The following is a 16,576-nucleotide window of genomic DNA, read 5'->3' on the forward strand; positions in this document are numbered from 1 at the left end:
CCTTGCAGGCGGGCGCAGCATCGCCCGCCTGCCCCTATCCCAGCCGGCCCTTGCGGCCTGCTCGATCTCAATAGAGGTCCCTGTTGTCCATGAGGATTGCCATGACGAAGCCCGTTTTGCGGGGGGTGCTGGTCGTCGCGTTTTTTGCACTCTGCGCCTTCTATCTTATCCCTGTCTATGTGCCTCGCCCGGCGTTCATTCCCGGCTTCGCCCCACCGCCTGACATGTGGCCACGCACTGTGTCTCTGATCGGCATCTTTCTTGGCCTGCTTGTACTGATCCTCGCGTTCCGCGGCGGTGCACCGGCAGAGGAAGCGATCAAAACCGACAAAAGCTCGGCCAAGCGGATGGTGCTTCGTTTTGCGGGTGTGGTGATCGCGTTCGGCCTGTTCCTGCTGGCACTTCCTTACGTCGGCTTCCTGATCGCGATCATCCTGCTGACCTTCACCATGGTCCTGATGACCGGCGAACGGAGCTACCGGGTCTGGATCGCACTGCTGTCGGTCGGCGCTCCGGTGCTGCTGCTTTTGTTCTTTAATTCCGCCTTGGGCACCCAGTTCCCAAAGGGCGCGTTGCTCAAGACACTCGGCTTCTGATCGGAGATACTGATGCTAAACGACGTTCTCTCTGCACTCTCGGCAGTTGCCACTTTGCAGAACTTTCTGATCATGACCGCTGGTATCTGGGGCGGCGTGATCGTCGGGGCCATTCCCGGCATGACGGGTACTATGGCAGTGACATTGGCGCTGCCCTTCACATTCTACATGGCGCCGGTGCCGTCGATCCTCTTGCTCGTGGCCCTTTACAAAGGGTCGACCTACGGCGGCTCGGTGTCTGCTATCCTCATCAAAACCCCCGGCACCGCCTCGGCGGCCTGCACGGCCCTGGATGGCTACCCTCTTGCCCAACAAGGCAAAGGCGGCAAAGCGCTCAACATGGCGCTTTATTCATCGGTGATCGGCGACTTTCTATCGAATATCTCCCTGATTTTCTTTGCTGCCCCGCTTGCATTGCTGGCACTTCATATTGGCCCGCCGGAGTTCTTCATGCTGATGGTCTTTGCATTGACGACTGTCGCGGGAGTGTCCGGCAATTCACTCCTATTGGGCATGGTTTCTGCAGCCTTGGGCTTGCTGCTGGCGACGGTGGGTGAGGACCTCTATGGCTCGTTCCGCTTTGCCTTTGTGCCGGATATGCAAGCCGGCCTCTCGATTGCCCCGGTCCTGATCGGCCTCTTTGCGCTGCCCGAGCTGATCAAACTGGTGGTCCTGCGCGCCGCGAACAAAGATGAGGCGGCTCCCTTGGGTGCCCAACACGTGACCCGCGAAGAGTTCATGGGATCGCTGCGCAGCATCCTCAAGGGTTCCGTCATCGGTTCAATCCTCGGCGCGATCCCCGGCATCGGGCCCTCTTCCGCCGCCTTCTTCTCCTATGGCGAAGCGCAGCGCAGTTCTAAGAACGGTGCGAATTTCGGCAAGGGCGAGCTTGAGGGCATCGCGGCCTCGGAATCCGCCAACAACGGGGCCTGCGGTGCCACCATGATCCCGCTGCTTGCCTTGGGTGTGCCTGGCGATGTGATCACAGGCGTGATGCTGGGTGCCTTCATGATCCAAGGTCTGACCCCCGGCCCGCTGCTGTTTCAGACGAACATGCATGAGATTTACATGCTCTTCATCGGCATGCTGGTCTCTTCGGTGCTTTTGTTCTTCGCAGGCAAGGTCACCATGCGGATGTTCACCAAAGTGGCGCTCATCCCTCAGACCCTGCTGACCCCCTTGGTGCTGTTGCTCTGTATCTTCGGGATCTACTCCATCGCCTCCAGCACCTTCGACGTGGCCGTTCTGCTTGTGATGGGGCTGGTGGGCTTTGGGATGTTCTTGCTGAACATTCCCGCGGCCCCCTTCCTGATTGCCTTCATCCTTGGCCCGATGATCGAAGAAAACCTGCGCCGCGCGCTGGCAATTTCGCGGGGCGATCCTGCGGTGCTGCTGTCGTCGCCGATCACATGGGCCTTCGCGGTGCTGATCATTCTTGTGCTCGGCCTGACAGTCCGCCGCGAGTTCCTAAAATCCAAAGAAAGACGCGTTCAGCAATGATTAACCTCAGCGAAACTCCCCTTTCGTTTGACGACCCAACCGGTGATGCCACCAAACATCTGGCGCGGCTGATCTCGTTCGATACGGTCTCCTGCAACTCCAACCGCGCCCTCATCGACCATATGGCCGAGTACTTTCGCGATCTGGGCGGGCGGATCACGATCTTGCCTGATGAGACGGGAGCCAAGGCCAACCTGATCGCCGCCTTCGGCCCCGAGGACAAAGCGGGGATCGTCTGGTCCGGGCATACGGATGTCGTTCCCGCCGATGAGCCGGAATGGGAAACAGACCCTTTTCAGGCCGAGATCAAGGACGGCAAGCTTTTTGGTCGCGGCGCTTGCGACATGAAGGGCTTTGCAGCCTGCGTCATGGCGGTGGCCCCGCAACTGGCGCAGGCGACACTGACACGTCCGGTTTACCTTTGCTTTTCCTATGACGAAGAGGTCGGTTGTCTGGGCGCCCCTGCGATTGCGGAGCACCTGGCGCAGCTCTCCGTGCCGCCTGAGTTTGCAATCATCGGCGAACCGTCGATGATGAAGTTGATCACTGGGCAGAAAGGCAAGATTGCCATGCGCGCCCATGCCACGGGCACCGCGGGCCATTCGTCTTTCGCGCCCGAGCATGTCAACGCGATCGAGTTTGCCTCCAAGGCGGTGGCGCGGATTTCCGAGCGCGGCAAGCGCTATGAGCAAGAAGGCCCCTTTGATCACGACTTCACCGTGCCGCATGCGACGATGCTGGTAACGATGATGCAGGGCGGTGTCGCAACGAACGTAACGCCGGACAATTGCACGCTGACGTTCGAGCTGCGCTCGATCAGCGGCATGGCGCCTGAGCAAGATATGAAACTGCTGTTGGATGAAATCACCCGTGAGATCACCGCACCCATGGCAGAGAAAATCCCTGGCACCGGTATTCGCTTTGAGACGATCTTTTCTTATCCCGCCATGGGTGACGCGCGCGAAACCGACGGTTTTAAACGCTATGCCACCCTTCTGCCCGCCTGGGGCGGCAAGGTCTCATATGGCTCCGAAGGCGGGGTGTTCGAACAGATCGGCGGGATCCCTTCGGTGATCGTGGGGCCTGGATCAATTGAGCAGGCCCATAAGCCCAATGAGTTTGTTGATCTCGACCAGCTTGAAGAATGCGTTCAGTTTCTGAGCGGCATCATCGATTTCCTCGCGCCGCAATAGACGCGCTTGGCGGCTGTGAATTTGCTACCCTGCATGCCGCAACCATCACGCGGCATGCAGCGTCCCCTTTTGGCAATAATAGCGCGCTCATTCCGCCTGCGATAGCAAAAGCACTTCGAACGTCACGCAGACCCGATTTACCCGCGCCGCCATCTCTCCCCTTACCAGCGGACCCTCAAGGCCCACGGAAATCGCGCAGCGCCCATTCTCGCCCAGCAAAAGCACCTCTGTCGCAATATCGTCCAGCGCTGGCTGCCCTTCTAATTGCGTACCGACGAAGCTCCCCAGACCTTTCACCGCGCTGACAGGCAAGCCAGAGACCGCTGCGCATTTCGCTATGCCCTCTTCGATCACCTCGTTGGGCCGGATCGTACCAAGAGTGGCATTCGGTCTGTCCACCGGGCCCGTAGAGATCGGTCGAAACAAGGTAAACTCCGTCTCCACATCCGGCGCGGTTTCGAGCATGGCCCCTTCGAGCAACCAAACATCGACAGTATGATCCGCAGATAGGATCGTCTTCTCCGCCAAAAGATGCCCCGCGTGACAAGCCCCGTCCTCCGCACGCCACATCCCGTGAATATGCGCGAATGCCGCACCATCCCGCCGCCCCAGATGCGCACCGGCCTGCTCAATCACGGCATTTCGCAATACCGTCTCTTCGCTGTACCATGCCACATGGCGACCATCCGGAGAGGGCGCAGGGCGCACGAAGATGAGCTCTGCGACTGGCAAATCGGTCAGATCAAACCACGCACCCGCGCCATCAGCCACGTCTGTCATCGCCTGCAAAAGCGTCGCGCCCTCGGCCAAGGTCACCCGGCGGTGCGTCGCCCGACAGGGCAGCGCGCTGACACGCGCCGCCGCAAGCGGGCCGGGATGCTGCGCCAAAGGTGCCTTAGACACCGGCAAGTTCTCCACGCTCAGTCAGTTCAGCCCGGATCAACTTCTTGGTGATCTTTCCATAGCCCGACTTCGGCATCTCCTCCCAAAAGACGACGGTTTTTGGCATCTTATAGCGCGGCACCTTGTCTTGCAGCCAATTGAGCAACGCATCAGCCTCAGGCGCCGCACCTTTGGCGACGCAGACGGCGATCCCGACCTCGCCCCATGTCGGATCCGGCATGCCCAGCACGGCGCATTCGCTGATCGCCGGGTGCTGCAGGATCTTCTCCTCGATCTCGCGCGGGTAGATATTGGAGCCGCCCGAAATATACATGTCGGACGCCCGATCGGTCAGGTAGAGGAACCCTTCGGCATCCATATGCCCAAGATCGCCGGTCAGGAACCAACCGTCGCGGAACGCTTTGGCGTTAGCTTCGGGGTTATTGTAATAACCAGCAAAGACAGCCGGTCCGATCACGGCGACCTCTCCCGTCTCACCGGGCGCGACCTCTTTACCCTCGGCGTCCTGAACCTGAACTTGCATCCCCGTTCGGGAAAAACCGCAGGTGCCGATCCGCATCACGGCATCATCTGCCGAGTGCTGCGCCGGGGGCAACACGGTGATATTGCCTGTGACCTCGCCCAAGCCAAAATATTGCACCAAAACAGGGCCCAAAACCTCAATCGCACGCACCTGATCGGCGCGGTACATCGGCGCTCCGGCATAGATCATGTAGCGCAGGCTGGAATGGTCATGCTCATGAACCGAAGGATGTTCGACCAGCATCTTCACGATCGTTGGCACGGTAAAGGCATTCGTCACGCGCCATTTGGCAACCAAGCGCCAAACCTCAGCAGGGTCGAACTTTGTCCCGCCGGGCAGAATGGTTTTCACCCCATGCGCCACCTGCGTTAGCTGATGGATGCCCGCGCCATGGGACAGGGGTGCGACGACGATGGACGCATCATCAGGCCCGGTGCCCGGCATCAGGTCACACAGATGGTTGGTAATGACAAAGGCCAACTGGCCATGCGTCAACACGGCCGCCTTTGGCTTGCCAGTCGTGCCGGAGGTAAAAAAGAACCACGCAGGATCGTCGCGATCCACCGCGGCCACGGTGACCGGCACGCCTGCGAACTCCGTCACAAGCGTGTCGTAATCATCCTCACCGGCCCCGCCGATCTCCACAGTGAAGGCAACATCCTTACAAGCCGCGATATGGGCGTCGAACTCAGCGCCCGCCAACAGTCCTTTGGCCCCCGAAGACATGGCAAGCCATGCGACCTCCTCCGGCGTTTGGCGGAAATTGGCGGGCACCCAAACGCAGCCAAGCTTCCAGCAAGCAAAGGCGGCTTCAAACATCTGGTTGCAGTTCGCGGATTGCACCAGCAAACGGTCACCCTTGCGCATGCCATAGCGGTCGCGCAGAGCGGCGGCGAAGGCGGTGGCCCGGGCTTCCAGCGCGGACCAGGCCCAGGTTTTCTCACCCCAGACCAAACCGATTTCCTCAGGCTGGCGTCGCGCAGAGTCTGTCAAAAACTGCGAGAGGTTCATGACGCGGGTAGAGACAGGCTGCATCACGCCATCCGCTCAAGGATCGAGGCGTAGGAAGCCACAGCCGCCCCGCCCATGTTAAAGACCCCGGCAAGTTCGGCGTCAGGAATCTGCATGCCGCCCGCCTCGCCCATCAATTGCATCGCCGCCATGACATGCATCGACACGCCCGTGGCCCCGATCGGATGGCCTTTTGACTTCAACCCGCCAGAGGGATTCACCGGCAGCCGACCGTCCTTCGCGGTCCAGCCTTCGCGAATGGCGCGGCTGCCCTGGCCCGGCTCGGTCAAACCCATTGCCTCGTATTCCAACAGCTCCGCCACGGTGAAGCAGTCGTGCGTTTCTACAAGGCTCAGGTCATCCAGCGTCAGGCCACTTGCCGCGAATGCCTGCTCCCACGCCCGCCGCGCGCCATCAAAGCGGGTGATGTCACGCCGCGACAGCGCCAGTGGTTCGTTGGTATGGCTGCGGGCGCGGAAACGGATGGCGCGCTGCAGCTCAGCCGCCACCTCAGGTGCCGCCACAACCATCGCTGCCGCGCCGTCAGAGACGAGCGAACAATCCGTGCGCCGCAGAGGGCCAGCCACGAGGGGGTTTTTCTCGGACACGGTATTGCAAAAGGCCACATCAAAATCCCGCTGCATATGGGCAAGGGGGTTTTGCATGCCATTGTGGTGGTTCTTTGCAGCGATCATCGCCAGTGCTTCGGATTGGTCGCCGTAGCGCTGGAAATAGCTGCCCGCGATCTGCCCAAAGAGCCCGGCGAAGCCCCCGCCGACACCTGCTTCCTCCGCCCGATAAGAAGCACCGAGCAGAATATCGCCCACCTCCGCGCCCGGTGTCGCGGTCATTTTCTCGGCTCCGACGACCAAGGCGATCTTGCCTCTGCCGCTGGCGATAAAATCCATCGCCCCGTGCAAGGCGGCGGAACCGGTCGCGCAGGCATTTTCGTATCTGGTAGCGGGCACGCGGGCCAAGGCCTCATTCCCCATGCCAACGAGCGCTCCCTGGAAATCCTGATCCGAAAAGCCGTTGTTGAAGACCCCGACAAAGATGCCGTCCACGTCTTCGGCCTCCACGCCCGCATGGGCCAAGGCCGGACCTGTGACCTCGGCCATCAGCGCTTCAGTATCGGGCGCCTCGCTTTTGCCAAAGGCGCTATGGGCCCAGCCTACAATATAAGGGTCCGTCATCGTTTATCCTCCTCCAGTACCGGCTGCGGCATCCTACGCGCCAACCGGATTTCAATTTCCCGCGCTTCACGCTTCAACAATTCCGCTAACTCGCCATCGCGCGGCGGCAGCATTCGGCTTTCGATCGCGGCGATCGACATGGCGCCCGCGACAGAGCCGTCGGGGCGGCAAAGGGCCACGCCGATGCCCCAACTGCCCGGCACGATCCGCCCGGGGTTCAATGCAAATCCCCGCGCGCGGGTCCGCGCCACATCGCTGCGCAAAAGTGCGGCGTCATAATCCGGATAATCGCTGGCCATCCGCTCTGCGTTGTCTCTAAGCACCATTTCGACCTCTGCATCCGGCAGGGCGCTCAGCATCGCGAGCGAGCCCGCGCCGATCCCCAAAGGATGCTGCGCGCCAGTTTCAAGCGCGTGCGTCCGGATCGGAAACGCCCCATCCTCGCGATGCAAGCAAACCGCAGCCGAGCCGCGCCGCATGTTGACGAAAGCCGTATCTCCACTCACTTGCGCAAGCCGCACAGCCGCATCCGCCGCAATCTCCAACAACCCATGGCGCGGGGTCGCCAAAGTGCCGAGGACATAGCTTTCTTCTCCCAGAAAATAGAGCCGCGAGGCGCTGTCCTGTTCCACCAGTCCGCGCCGAATGAGCGCAAGCATCAGCCGCCGTACCGTCGGTTTTCCCAGGCCCGACGCCTCAATCAATTCCGACAAAGGCGCGCCCCGCGCCGCTGCGCGCCCGGTGATCTGCAAAAGCGCCAGTGCACGGTCCACCGCTTGGCTGCCGCTGGCGGGGGTCGCCTGATCTCCGCCGTTCATAATATGGACCTCTTGCATCGGGATTCCGGAATATGGAAACAAAGAACTGCGCATTCTTCAATTGATTGCAAGAAATATCTTGCCCGAGCCGACGAACTCTGTTCCACATTATGGCTCAATGAGGGAGGAACTATTATGAAAATGATTTCAAAGGCGGGTTTGGCCGCAATTTTTGCAACCGCCATCTTCTCCGGCGCGGTCAGCGCCGAGACCCTGCGTCTGTCGCATAACACCGGCGACACCACCACATGGCACAAGGGGGCCGAGAAATTCGGCGAGCTTCTGTCCGAGAAAACCGACGGCGCCTATGACGTGCGCGTCTTTCCCAATGCGCAGCTCTCCGGCGGCGACCAGATGAAACAGGCCGAGATGGTGGGTCGCGGGGCGCTTGACCTCGTCGTCACCTCAGCGATCAACGTAACCCCCTTGGTGCCCGAGATGGCCGTCTTCTCGCTGCCCTATCTCTATGCCAACTACGATCAAGTAGACGCGACCACCCAAGGCGAACCGGCAAAACTGCTTGAAGACATCCTGCGCGAAAAAGGCATCGAGGTGCTGGCTTGGGGTGAGAACGGCTTTCGCGAAGTCACCAACAATGTCCGCCCGATCAAGACCCCCGAAGACATGAAGGGTCTCAACATGCGCGTTGCCGGGCCGATGTACATCGACGTGATGAACGCGCTCGGCGCCAACCCGCAGCAGATGCAGTGGGGCGAGACGATGACCGCACTACAGCAAGGCGTGGTCGATGGTCAGGAAAACCCGATTGGGGCCGTGATCATTCCCCAGCAGGTTTTCGAGGTGCAAAAACATCTGACCGCTTGGCATTACTCCTATGACCCGATCTTCCTCGGCGTCTCAACCGAAGTCTGGGGAGAACTGGACGAGGCGACCCAAGAGCAGATGCGCGCCGCCGCGACCGAAGCCATGGAATATCAGCGCGAAATCACCCGCGAAGGCACAGCCGAAGGCGTTGCCTTCCTGCGCGACAAAGGGATGGAAGTTTACGAGCCCTCCGAAGAGGAACTGGCCGCCTTCCGCGAAGCGACCAAACCCGCCTTCGATACCTGGGCTGCTAAGGTTGGCACCGACATCGTCGGTAGCTTCCAAGACGCCATCGCCGCGACACCCGCGAACTAAAGCCTAGGCGCGGCCCTGCATCAGGGCCGCGCCGATCCGGGAGGGTCAGTGCCATGCGATTTCTGCTGAACGAGTTTGAAAAGATCGTCTGCGCCGTGCTGTTTCTAGGCATGACGCTAATCGGCTTCATCAATGTCGTGGTCCGCTATGCCACGCATTATTCATTCGCAGCCTCGGAAGAGCTGCTGACCAACGGCTTTTTGCTGCTAACCGTCTTTGGTGCTGCGATTGCCGCGCGGCGGGGGCAGCATTTGGCGGTCACGATTGTTCAGGATTTTCTCCCGCGCCCCGCGGCCCAGGCCGTGTTCCTGCTCTCAATAATCCTCTCGGTCCTGCTTTTGGTGGCTTCCGCTTGGTTCTCTTGGGCCACCTTGATGAACCAGATCGGCAGCGGCATCCGCAGCTATGCGCTTGGCGTGCCTGCCTGGTGGTATCAGGTCGGCCTGCCCCTCGGCTTTGCCCTGATCATCATCCGTTACCTGCAACATGCCGTAGAAATGTGGCGCGCGACGCGCCAAGAACCGCGGGCGTAATTCAGTGTTTGACATCTCCAGCATGGGTGCTGGCACCCAGATGATCGTCGCCTTTTTCCTGCTGATGGCCTTGCGCGTACCTGTGGCCTTCGCCCTAGGCCTCTCGGCCATGTATGCCATGTGGCAAATCGGCTTTGGTTTTGACCTCGCAGGCGACTTGATCGCCACCGGCATCGCAAAATACGCCCTACTCGCCATCCCGTTCTTTATCCTTGCGGGGACGCTGATGGGAACCCTCGGCATCGCCGAGCGGATGATCCGATTTTTCCGCATCCTCATCGGCAACCTGCCCGGCGGCATGGGGGTCGTCGGCACCGTGGTCTGCCTCTTTTGGGGCGCGGTTTCGGGATCAGGCCCGGCTTCCGTCGCAGCCATTGGCCCGATGATCATCAAAGGGATGGAAGAAGATGGCTACCCCCGTGCCGCTGCCGCCGCTTTGGTCTGTACGGGCGCTGCATTCTCCATCGTCATCCCGCCCTCCATCGGATTGGTGATCTATGGCGTCATCGCCGAGACCTCAATCTCCGCGCTCTTTATCGCAGCTATTCTACCTGGCCTCTTCATGGGGGTGCTGATGCTCGTCATCTTGCCCTTCATCAAGTCAACCAATCGAGAAGGGTTGGATAGGCTTTCCCCCACGCCTCCCAGCAACGGTTACTGGCGTGATTTGGGGCAGAGCTTTCGTGAGTCCTTCTGGGGCTTGATGACGCCCGTGGTCATTCTCGGCGGTATCTACTCCGGTATCTTTACCCCGACCGAAGCCGCTCTCGTCGCCACGGTCTATGCAATTGCTGTAGGGGCCTTTGCTTATCGCACGCTCACCATCCGCGCCCTATACGACGCCCTGACGGAGGCTGCTTCCTCCTCCGCCGTTGTCATGCTGGTGGTCGCCTATGCCAGCCTGTTCGGATGGGTCGTGACTGTGGAAGATCTCGTCGGCCAATACTCTAGCCAATTGCTCGGCCTTTCGGACAATGGCGGCGTAATCTTGATGGTCATCATGCTGATCCTTCTGATCGCAGGCATGTTCATGGACCCGGTCACAGTGATGTTCATCTCCCTGCCGATCTTCCTGCCGGTGGTGCGCGAACTTGGTTGGGATCCGGTTTGGTTCGGCGTTCTGGTGATGGTGAACCTCGCCATTGGTCTCATCACACCGCCCGTGGGCATCAATCTCTACGTCGCTGCAAATATCACGCGACAGCCTCTAGAGCGCATTGCGCGTGCTGCATTGCCGTTTCTGGCGATCAGCGTCATTGGCCTTGCCATCGTGGCGGCCGTCCCTGACCTATCCCTATTTTTGCCTGAGGTCCTAAAATGAACGATACCGTTGCTCTCGTTACAGGCGCTGCACGCGGAATTGGGCTCGCGACTGCAGCTCTTTTCCACGCAGAGGGAAGACGCGTTGTCATGCTCGACCGCGACGCAGAAGAACTCGCAAAGGCCGCGGCCACCCTGCCCGGAGCTCTGCCCATTACCTGCGACGTGTCGATCCCTCAGGAAGTCGCGCAGTCTATAGCAGAGGTCGAACAAACATGTGGACGCCTCGACATTTTGGTAAACAACGCAGGCGTCGCTGACTTCGGCCCCTTGGCCGAAACCGACTTCGACCGCTGGCGGCAGATTATGGCGACAAACCTCGATGGTGTGTTTCTGATGTCGCAAGCCTGCCTGCCCCTTTTGTCGGTACGCGGCGGCGCCATCGTCAACATTGGGTCGATCTCAGGATTGCGCGCCTCTACGCTGCGCATTGCCTATGGCACCTCCAAAGCTGCCATCATCCATCTCACCAAACAACAAGCCGCGGAGTTGGGAGAAGTCGGCATCCGTGCAAACTGCGTTTGCCCCGGCCCTGTGAACACTAAACTTGCATTGGCCGTTCATTCGCCAGAAATACGCGCAGCCTATCACGATGCGATCCCCCTCAACCGCTACGGCTCAGAGCGCGAAATCGCGGAAGTCATTTGTTTTCTAGCCAGTGAGCGGGCCAGCTATGTGACAGGCCAGGTTGTGGCCTCCGATGGCGGGTTTGACGCCACCGGTGTCGGCCTGCCAGCCTTGAGGGGCTGATCGTTACTACACCACTCGGCCTTTAACAGAATGAAGCAGGTAACCCCGGCGCCTTCGCCGGAGTTACCTGTTTAAAAATCAATGACCCAAGGTCGCTGCATCGACACGACGGGGATCAGAGGCGCCAAACAGATAGCCGCTTTCTTTGTCCACGAGAATCGATTGGGTCGAGCCCATCACCGATTTTTCACTGACCTTATGACCCCGTTGTTCAAGCAAGCCCACCGTGTCGAGGTTGATCCCCTCTTCAATCCGGATTTCATCAGGCAGCCACTGGTGATGAATGCGCGGCGCGAAAGAGGCTTCAGCGATGTTCATCCCGTGGTCAATGACATTCATGATGACCTGCAAGGTCGTCGTGATGATGCGCGAGCCGCCGGGCGAACCGGTCACTAAGAACACCTCACCGTCTTTCATCACGATCGTTGGTGACATCGAAGAAAGCGGTCTCTTTCCGCCCTCCACGGCATTGGCATCTCCACCGATCAACCCATAAGCATTGGGCACACCGGGCTTGGCGGCGAAGTCATCCATCTCATTGTTCATCAAAATACCGGTGCCGTCAGCAACCATCCCAGACCCATAGGAGAAATTGATCGTATAAGTGTTGGATACGGCGTTGCCATCCTTGTCCACGATAGAGAAATGCGTGGTTTGATCTGACTCATAAGGCGCAAGCTCTCCAGGCTTGATGCTGCTCGACGGCGTTGCCGCATTCAAGCTGATCTCACCCCGAATATCCTCGGCATAGGCTTTGGAGGTGATCTCACTCAAAGGCACATCCACGAAATCACTATCGCCCAAATATTCCGAACGATCCGCATAGGCCCGCTTCATTGCTTCAGCCATGAGGTGAATTGTGTCGGCTGTGTTATGACCAAGGAAGGAGATCGGATAATCCTCAAGAACATTGAGTATTTGGATGATATGCGCCCCACCTGAACTGGGTGGCGGCATTGAGACGATCTCATACCCGCGGTAAGTGCCGCGCACCGGATCACGTAGGACCGGCTTATAATTTGCCATATCCTCAACAGTGATGCGTCCACCGGCGGCCTGTACCGCATCGGCGATCTTTGTCGCCGTCTCGCCTTTGTAAAAGCCGTCTGTCCCCTCATCAGCGATCCTTTGGAGGGTATTTGCGAGGTCCGCTTGCACAAGGGTCTCGCCGGGCTCATAAAAACCGCCATCTTCTTTGTAGAAAATGCTCTCAGAGGTGGGCCATTTCTTCAGCCGATCCTCAAGCCCTTTGAGGCTGTCTGCAAGTCCGGGCGTGACCGCGATGCCATCGCGCGCCAGCGCAATGGCTGGCTCAACCACTTCGGCGAGCGTCATGCTGCCGTAATTTTCCAGCGCCATCTGCATGCCCGCGACGGTTCCAGGCACGCCCACGGCCAATCCCGTGAACCGTGAAAGCTCGCTGTCAGCATTGCCTTCGGCGTCGAGATACATGTCCCTTTCAGCAGAGGCGGGCGCCATTTCGCGGTAGTCTATCGCCTTGGTCTCTCCAGACTCGGCGTCATGCACGATCATGAAACCACCTCCGCCGATATTACCCGCGCGCGGTAGGGTCACAGCCAGTGCAAATGCTACAGCAACACCTGCGTCAACGGCATTGCCGCCAGCCTTAAGAATATCGAGCCCAATCTGGGCCGCGACAGCTTCTTGGGCCGAGACCATACCATTCTCGGCGTAGACGGGATGAACACGGTCATTCCCGGAAAAAATAGCTGCTTCTTGGGCATGAAGCGCGGGGACAGCCAGCATTGCCAAGCCTACCGCGCTGGTGAAAATCTGTTTCATCGAATTCCTCCCAGTTGCGTTTGCGTAGGTTAAGGCTCGCTGTTTAGCTGAAAAAGTGCAACGGGTAGGTAATGCTAACGGATTTTGAGCCCGTCCTCCTTCGTACCCTTAGGTGCTGTGATTGGGCCGATCGTTGCCCTGACGTTGTGCTCTGCGACGACAGCCTTCCTCGAAGGCTTCGGCCAAGATTTCTTCGCTGCAGAACTGCGACCTAGCCAGATTGGCCAAACGGTAACGCCTCTGCCCTTAACAAAATGCCGCCCCCTGTCGGAGGCGGCAGATGTCGTTTCAAAAATGGAGCTTACTTCTGCTGTGGCTTGTCGCCAGGTTTCGCCGGGCTTTTCTTAGGCTGGGTTTTAGGTGCAGTAGCCATCTTTCGTTACTCGCGCTTGCAAAGGTCGACACCATGTCGAACCTGAGCCCAAGTATCGCGCGGAACGGCAATTCCACAAAGGTCGTTTCCTGTCCGCCGCGTCGCATTTGGCACGTTCTGCAAAAACTGGCCGAGGAACTCGTTTTCTAAAACGATTTCCTGAGGTCACGAGAGCTCAATGCACCCGCCAATAGCGGCGCATGTGCTTCTCTTCTACCTGTCACCCCTTCGCGCCCTGCCCTCGGGCGTAGACATCTTCATATCGGATGATGTCATCTTCGCCGAGATAGCTGCCGGTTTGCACTTCAATGAGCACCATTGGCACCTTCCCGGGGTTCTCCATCCTGTGTGTGGCCCCCAGAGGGATATAGACAGATTGGTTCTCGCTCACGAGCTGTACTTCTTCGCCAATCGTCACCTTGGCCGTGCCTTCAACGACAATCCAGTGTTCAGATCGGTGATGATGGCTTTGCAGGCTGAGGGCGGCACCGGGGTTTACCGTGATCCGTTTCACCTGGAACCGCGCCCCTGACACAAGAGATTCGAACCAACCCCAAGGGCGAAAATCCTTCGGGAGTGTGTCCGCTTGAGAGGCACCCTTGGCTTTAAGAGCCGCAACCGCTTTTTTCACATCCTGGGCGCGGTCTTTATGTGCCACCAACACCGCGTCAGGCATGGCCACCGCAATGATGTCCTGCAGCCCGATACCAACCAATTGCTGTCGTGGGTCTTCAGCGCGCAGCATTGTGTCCTGACAATCGATGGCCGTGGCACAATCCGAGACCACCACGCCCGCTTCATCCGGACCGGTCTCACGCCAGACAGCATCCCAACCACCCAAATCCGACCACGACCCCCCATAGGGGACAACGCTGAGGTTTTCCGCTTTCTCCATCACGGCATAGTCGATCGAGATATCCTCAACCTGGCTCCAAGGTTTGGGCGCCAGTCGGGTAAAGCCAAGATCTTGTTCGGCCTGTTCCACAGAGGCGCGCACCAAAGACAGCATCTCGGGCGCATGCGCCTCGAAGGCGGCAATGATCGCCTGGACCGAGAAGAGGAAAATTCCTGCATTCCACAAATGCTGCCCGCCTTGAAGCAGCGCTTCTGCCGTGGCGCTATCGGGCTTTTCCACAAACCCTTTGAGGGGCTGCGGCTCAGCGGCAAAATCAGCCGACGGGGCTTGGCTCATCTCCAGCCAGCCATAGCCAGTCTCGGCCCGGTCAGGACGGATGCCGAAGGTCACCAGCTGGCCCTCAAAGGCCGCAGAGGTTGCAGCCTGCACCGCCGCGCGAAAACCTGCCGCATCAGGGATCACATGATCTGATGGGGCCACCAGCATCAATGCTTCGGGCGCACGGGCGGCAAGCTCTAGGGCGGCCGCAAGAATCGCCGGTGCGGTGTTGCGCCCATCGGGCTCAATGAGAATGCCCGCAGCCGCGATCTCCATGGCGGCCAGCTGCTCTGTCACCACAAATCGATAATCCGCGCCGGTCAAGATCACCGGGGCCGCAAAGCCCGCCCCCGCCAACCGTTTGGCCGACGCCTGAAACAAGCTGTGCTCCCCCATCAGTTTTGCAAATTGCTTTGGGTAGCTTTTGCGCGACAGCGGCCAAAGCCGGGTGCCCGAACCGCCAGCCAATAGGATCGGGTGAACAATATGGGTCATCAAAACATCCTTTGGACGCGCAAGTTGGAAATAGATGTCAGCCTATCGGCCGAAAAACCAATGATAGGTCTCGCGTAGCTACACTTCCACCCTCAACATGGCAGTACCTTACGCGTACACAAAACGAACACTTATGCGCCCCCGTGATGCCACATCAGACGCTCTACATGCTGGTAAATGACCCCCATGAGGACGTAGTTTTGCCGTCACATCCCGCTTCAGGAATTCTAGCCCCTCCTTCGGCGGCATTGCGCCACCACCCCCACATCGCTTTCGAAGCCTACTTTACGCCCTTGCCTCCCCACCTGTGCCCGGCTAGCTAGCCCCCCCAATTCGCGGCAAAGCAGTTCCGTCGGCTTCGCTCGCACTTAGGGCCCTCTCATGGCCCTGTCCCTCCCCCATGAAAACAATCCAATGCGCTGCATCAAGAAAGACCCTGCGACATGAGTTATACTTTGGCCAACTACAAATGGGGTGTTGGGGAGAAAGGGCATTCGGGCGGCACCGTCACTTGGAGCTTTGCCACCCTAAGCCTCGGGACTGCCTTCGCACGTGACATATCAAACCCGCTCTACCAGGCGCTGATCCGCGATGCGTTCCAGGCCTGGGAAGACGTCGCCAATATCGATTTTGTCGAAGTTACCGACAGCGCGCAAAGCGACCTGCGCCTTGGCTGGGACCATATTGACGGCGCCTACGGCGTGATCGGCACGGCGCAGTCCTACTACAGCCGGACGACCTCGGCGCTCTATAGCGTGACCGAGGCAGAAATTCGATTTGATCTGGCAGAAAACTGGTCGACAAGCAAAACAGCTTCCGGTTCAGCCCTGAGCTTCTACACCACAGCCCTGCATGAGATCGGCCATACCATGGGCTTGCTGCATACCGATGACCCCGACACCATCATGTATCCGACCCTCACATCACAGCCCGATCTGACCCTACATGATATCGAAGGCGCGCAACTTATGTATGGCGCGAGAATGTGGGGCACCGCGCAAGACGATCTCCTGGTCGCCTCAAAAGCTGCAAGTGTCATCGATGGGCAGGCCGGCCTAGATACCGTCCGCTTCGAGGGCACTCTCAGCCATTACAGCGTCACAGATGATAACACGCTTAATATCGAGGTTTACGCTTCGCAGACGGGCCGCACTCAGGAGCTGAAAAACGTCGACTTGCAGTTACCCATAAGTCTCTTGTGGCTGTGCCTCTGCGATACGAACGCCTTCGGCAAGATCAGCGAGGCGGGAT

14 protein-coding genes are annotated in these 16,576 nt (G+C 59.1%); 8 read left to right on the forward strand and 6 right to left on the reverse strand.

Translation table 11 applies throughout. The features are described from left to right. The first annotated feature begins 101 nt into the window (after positions 1-101). From ACGYKA_RS18185 to argE, 3 genes are read left to right on the forward strand one after another with little or no spacing between them, the layout of a single operon-like run. Complete coding sequence (locus ACGYKA_RS18185) at positions 102-596, forward strand: tripartite tricarboxylate transporter TctB family protein (protein ID WP_394439507.1); 495 nt, start codon at positions 102-104, stop codon at positions 594-596. A 12-nt stretch (positions 597-608) separates the two neighbouring features. Continuing rightward, entirely contained in the window at positions 609-2,096 is a 1,488-nt protein-coding gene (locus ACGYKA_RS18190) for a tripartite tricarboxylate transporter permease (RefSeq protein WP_271690030.1), read from the forward strand. Further along, entirely contained in the window at positions 2,093-3,289 is a 1,197-nt protein-coding gene (argE, locus tag ACGYKA_RS18195) for an acetylornithine deacetylase (RefSeq protein WP_271690029.1), read from the forward strand. Before ACGYKA_RS18190 ends, argE begins: the two co-directional genes overlap by 4 nt. An 87-nt stretch (positions 3,290-3,376) precedes the next feature. On the opposite strand, the gene ACGYKA_RS18200 is transcribed toward argE, so the two are convergent. Genes ACGYKA_RS18200 through ACGYKA_RS18215 form a run of 4 tightly spaced genes read right to left on the reverse strand, consistent with a single transcriptional unit; the run spans position 3,377 to position 7,737 of the window. Continuing rightward, a complete protein-coding gene (locus ACGYKA_RS18200) occupies positions 3,377-4,192 on the reverse strand; it encodes a hypothetical protein (protein WP_394439511.1) in 816 nt (271 codons plus the stop codon). After that, a complete protein-coding gene (locus ACGYKA_RS18205; RefSeq protein ID WP_394439514.1) occupies positions 4,185-5,750 on the reverse strand; it encodes an acyl-CoA synthetase in 1,566 nt (521 codons plus the stop codon). Before ACGYKA_RS18205 ends, ACGYKA_RS18200 begins: the two co-directional genes overlap by 8 nt. After that, on the reverse strand, positions 5,750-6,919 hold the full coding sequence (locus ACGYKA_RS18210; RefSeq protein WP_394439517.1) for an acetyl-CoA acetyltransferase: 1,170 nt from the start codon (positions 6,917-6,919) through the stop codon (positions 5,750-5,752). Before ACGYKA_RS18210 ends, ACGYKA_RS18205 begins: the two co-directional genes overlap by 1 nt. Beyond that, positions 6,916-7,737, reverse strand: a complete 822-nt coding sequence (locus ACGYKA_RS18215; protein ID WP_304951582.1) for an IclR family transcriptional regulator — start codon at positions 7,735-7,737, stop codon at positions 6,916-6,918. Before ACGYKA_RS18215 ends, ACGYKA_RS18210 begins: the two co-directional genes overlap by 4 nt. A gap of 135 nt (positions 7,738-7,872) precedes the next feature. Between ACGYKA_RS18215 and ACGYKA_RS18220 the strand changes: the two genes are divergently transcribed. Genes ACGYKA_RS18220 through ACGYKA_RS18235 form a run of 4 tightly spaced genes read left to right on the forward strand, consistent with a single transcriptional unit; the run spans position 7,873 to position 11,480 of the window. After that, positions 7,873-8,877, forward strand: a complete 1,005-nt coding sequence (locus ACGYKA_RS18220) for a DctP family TRAP transporter solute-binding subunit (RefSeq protein WP_276155301.1) — start codon at positions 7,873-7,875, stop codon at positions 8,875-8,877. Between the two features lie 53 nt (positions 8,878-8,930). Further along, positions 8,931-9,410 (forward strand): TRAP transporter small permease, encoded by a 480-nt coding sequence (locus ACGYKA_RS18225; protein ID WP_394439520.1) that lies wholly within the window; start codon positions 8,931-8,933, stop codon positions 9,408-9,410. 22 nt (positions 9,411-9,432) lie between these two features. Continuing rightward, complete coding sequence (locus ACGYKA_RS18230; protein ID WP_394439531.1) at positions 9,433-10,731, forward strand: TRAP transporter large permease; 1,299 nt, start codon at positions 9,433-9,435, stop codon at positions 10,729-10,731. Then, positions 10,728-11,480: an SDR family NAD(P)-dependent oxidoreductase gene (locus ACGYKA_RS18235; RefSeq protein ID WP_394439523.1), complete on the forward strand. Its 753-nt coding sequence runs from the start codon at positions 10,728-10,730 to the stop codon at positions 11,478-11,480. Before ACGYKA_RS18230 ends, ACGYKA_RS18235 begins: the two co-directional genes overlap by 4 nt. A 78-nt stretch (positions 11,481-11,558) precedes the next feature. Here ACGYKA_RS18235 and ggt read toward each other — a convergent pair whose 3' ends face one another. After that, the gene (gene ggt, locus ACGYKA_RS18240; protein ID WP_271690171.1) at positions 11,559-13,283 is read right to left on the reverse strand and encodes a gamma-glutamyltransferase; all 1,725 of its coding nucleotides are present in this window, start codon (positions 13,281-13,283) and stop codon (positions 11,559-11,561) included. A 593-nt stretch (positions 13,284-13,876) separates the two neighbouring features. Next, entirely contained in the window at positions 13,877-15,325 is a 1,449-nt protein-coding gene (locus ACGYKA_RS18245) for a mannose-1-phosphate guanylyltransferase/mannose-6-phosphate isomerase (RefSeq protein ID WP_271690170.1), read from the reverse strand. 443 nt (positions 15,326-15,768) lie between these two features. Between ACGYKA_RS18245 and ACGYKA_RS18250 the strand changes: the two genes are divergently transcribed. Beyond that, positions 15,769-16,576: matrixin family metalloprotease (locus tag ACGYKA_RS18250; RefSeq protein WP_271690169.1), on the forward strand; the 808-nt coding region annotated here is incomplete at its 3' end.

Source organism: Sulfitobacter sp. 1A15106 (assembly GCF_043556995.1).
Lineage (GTDB): Bacteria > Pseudomonadota > Alphaproteobacteria > Rhodobacterales > Rhodobacteraceae > Sulfitobacter > Sulfitobacter faviae.

Excerpts from the sequence above, each read along its gene's own strand:
- ACGYKA_RS18185 (WP_394439507.1), top strand. The coding sequence starts at position 102 with ATGACGAAGCCCGTTTTGCGGGGGGTGCTGGTCGTCGCGTTTTTTGCA.
- ACGYKA_RS18190 (WP_271690030.1), top strand. The coding sequence starts at position 609 with ATGCTAAACGACGTTCTCTCTGCACTCTCGGCAGTTGCCACTTTGCAG.
- argE (WP_271690029.1), top strand. The coding sequence starts at position 2,093 with ATGATTAACCTCAGCGAAACTCCCCTTTCGTTTGACGACCCAACCGGT.
- ACGYKA_RS18205 (WP_394439514.1), bottom strand. The coding sequence starts at position 5,750 with ATGCAGCCTGTCTCTACCCGCGTCATGAACCTCTCGCAGTTTTTGACA.
- ACGYKA_RS18210 (WP_394439517.1), bottom strand. The coding sequence starts at position 6,919 with ATGACGGACCCTTATATTGTAGGCTGGGCCCATAGCGCCTTTGGCAAA.
- ACGYKA_RS18215 (WP_304951582.1), bottom strand. The coding sequence starts at position 7,737 with ATGAACGGCGGAGATCAGGCGACCCCCGCCAGCGGCAGCCAAGCGGTG.
- ACGYKA_RS18220 (WP_276155301.1), top strand. The coding sequence starts at position 7,873 with ATGAAAATGATTTCAAAGGCGGGTTTGGCCGCAATTTTTGCAACCGCC.
- ACGYKA_RS18225 (WP_394439520.1), top strand. The coding sequence starts at position 8,931 with ATGCGATTTCTGCTGAACGAGTTTGAAAAGATCGTCTGCGCCGTGCTG.
- ACGYKA_RS18230 (WP_394439531.1), top strand. The coding sequence starts at position 9,433 with ATGGGTGCTGGCACCCAGATGATCGTCGCCTTTTTCCTGCTGATGGCC.
- ACGYKA_RS18235 (WP_394439523.1), top strand. The coding sequence starts at position 10,728 with ATGAACGATACCGTTGCTCTCGTTACAGGCGCTGCACGCGGAATTGGG.
- ggt (WP_271690171.1), bottom strand. The coding sequence starts at position 13,283 with ATGAAACAGATTTTCACCAGCGCGGTAGGCTTGGCAATGCTGGCTGTC.
- ACGYKA_RS18245 (WP_271690170.1), bottom strand. The coding sequence starts at position 15,325 with ATGACCCATATTGTTCACCCGATCCTATTGGCTGGCGGTTCGGGCACC.